Below are 1,185 nucleotides of genomic sequence, written 5' to 3'. Positions count from 1 at the left end.
TACTCTGGAGAAACGGAAAATGAAGCAGACCGCGAAGCACGTCTGTGGATCGAATCTATTCTGGACGACAAAGAACCTCTTGTGAAGCCGGAACAGGCACTGGTTGTTACTGAAATTTTGGAAGCTATATATGAATCGGCCCGTACCGGGAAAGCTGTCTATTTTGACTAAGCCCGTAATTATCCCGAATAGACCATCATTATAATGAAAGCAGCTTTTTTCACATATGATACAGGGAGGGATTTCTTTTGAAACTTGGAGTATTTATGGTGTTGTTCGGCGGACGTTCGCTGGAGGAGGCGCTGGATTATGTGGCTTCTCAAGGATTGGATGCTGTAGAAATCGGTACAGGCGGCAACCCAGGGGATAAGCATTGTAAGCCGGATGAGTTGTTGGAGAATGATACAGCGCTCAAAAATTTTAAAAAGGCAGTAGAGTCCCGCGGACTAACAATTAGTGCGCTTAGCTGTCACGGCAATCCTCTTCATCCGCAAAAGCATTTGGCCCAAGCTGATCATGAAACGTTTCTTAAAACCGTTCGATTGGCAGAAAAGCTGGAAGTTCCAGTTGTGAACACTTTCTCTGGCTGTCCGGGTGATCATGAGGATGCGAAATATCCAAACTGGCCTGTGGCTCCGTGGCCTAATGATTTTCAGGAAGTGTTGAAGTGGCAATGGGAGAATAAAATTATTCCTTACTGGACTGAGACGGGAAAATTTGCAGCAGATCATCATGTTAAAGTTGGGCTGGAGCTACACGGAGGCTTCTCCGTTCATACACCAGCGACCTTGCTTCGTTTGCGTGAAGCTGCGGGAGAGGTCATTGGTGCTAATCTGGATCCGAGTCATATGTGGTGGCAGGGAATTGACCCAGTGCAGGCGGTTCAAATTTTGGGTCGAGAGGGAGCCATTCACCATTTTCATGCCAAGGATACGACGATTGATCCGGTCAATGTAAATAAATATGGGCTTACCGATATGCAGGAATATACGAAAATGCTAGATCGCGCTTGGCAGTTCCGTACTGTGGGTTATGGACATGATGTAAAAACCTGGGCAGATATTATCAGTGCTCTGCGTCTGGTGGGATACGATTATGTAGTGAGTATTGAGCATGAAGATGGTCTGATGTCCGTGGAGGAAGGCTTTACTAAGGCTGTCCACAATCTTCGCCAGGTATTGATTG

2 protein-coding genes are annotated in these 1,185 nt (G+C 46.4%); both read left to right on the top strand.

The genetic code is table 11. The features are described 5' to 3' along the window. Nucleotides 1-171 (top strand): Gfo/Idh/MocA family oxidoreductase (locus GRP75_RS27485; protein WP_337194285.1); only part of this gene is annotated, 171 nt, incomplete at its 5' end. 77 nt (nt 172-248) lie between these two features. After that, nucleotides 249-1,185, top strand: a 937-nt coding sequence (locus GRP75_RS27480) for a sugar phosphate isomerase/epimerase family protein (protein WP_160790954.1), incomplete at its 3' end; no start/stop codon positions are given.

The organism is Paenibacillus sp. OT2-17 (genome assembly GCF_009827695.1).
Classification (GTDB): domain Bacteria; phylum Bacillota; class Bacilli; order Paenibacillales; family Paenibacillaceae; genus Paenibacillus; species Paenibacillus polymyxa_B.
Note: the sequence above shows the minus strand (reverse complement) of the source record. Positions and strands in the feature narration are given on the sequence as shown.